This window comes from Exiguobacterium sp. s145, from assembly GCF_018618835.1.
GTDB lineage: Bacteria > Bacillota > Bacilli > Exiguobacteriales > Exiguobacteriaceae > Exiguobacterium_A > Exiguobacterium_A artemiae.
In genome coordinates this window covers 1-971 of the sequence record NZ_JACSMV010000048.1, presented here as the reverse complement: position 1 = coordinate 971, position 971 = coordinate 1, and the positions used below count along the sequence as shown (strand labels likewise).

At 46.8% G+C, this 971-nt stretch carries 1 protein-coding gene; it reads right to left on the bottom strand.

What is annotated here, in order from left to right:
- Positions 1 to 864, bottom strand: an 864-nt coding sequence (locus KNQ07_RS15995; protein WP_214767980.1) for an IS30 family transposase, incomplete at its 3' end; no start/stop codon positions are given.
- Between the last annotated feature and the right edge of the window lie 107 nt (positions 865 to 971).

The following is a 971-nucleotide window of genomic DNA, read 5'->3' as shown; positions in this document are numbered from 1 at the left end:
ATTAATCCAGGCGAGCGCTTGAGCGATTTCAGAACGACTGACCTTTCCGAAATCTGTCCCCTTCGGGAAAAATTCACGGAGAAGACCATTGGCGTTCTCGTTACTACCACGCTGCCAAGAAGAATACGGATCTGCAAAATACATGGGTAAGCCTAACGTGTCACGAATTCGTTCATGACAGCTAAACTCTTTTCCACGATCTGTCGTCGCAGTTTGGAACGTTCCCAACGGGAAGGAAAGATGTAATGCTTGAATCGCAGACTCCATCGATTGAGCGGACCGATTTTCCATCGGTACAGCGAGATAAAAACGACTCTTTCGCTCGACGAACGTTGCGACACAGGCTTTTGACGTTCCTCTACCCGATACAACAGTATCAAGCTCCCAATGTCCAAACGTTTGACGCCCTTTGACGTCGGACGGACGTTTACTGATTGGCAGTCCGACGTTGAAGCGTCCGCGCGTCTCACGTGGTTTCTGACGCTTTCCCTTTTGCCGAAGAAGTCCAGAATCGGCCTCGACGAGGCCACTATAAATCCAACGATAAATTGTCTTGAACGAGAGTCCTTCTTCTTGGAATAATCGTCCGGCAATTTGTTCAGGGGACCACGTCTCCCGTAATTTTTCGAGGATGCAGATTCCTTTTTCGAGCGTAAACTTCGTACGTGCACCGCACTTCTTTTTTCGCTCCACATAACGCTGGTCAGCATGAGAAGAATCGTAATGAGGATTTCGTTTCAATTCTCGTGAAATCGTAGAAGGTTGACGCCCCAGGCGTCCCGCAATCTTTCGGACAGAGAAACCTAGCTCGAGATACGTCTCTATTTTGACTCTTTCTGATATGGTAAGATGAATATAGCTCATAACGAATCCTCCGTTGAATTTTGTGTGGTAACTCTATTCTACACGAGGCCGTTATGGGTTTTTTTTGTGTTTTCAGCTAGGTGTTGCACTTAATATTACAATTCGTC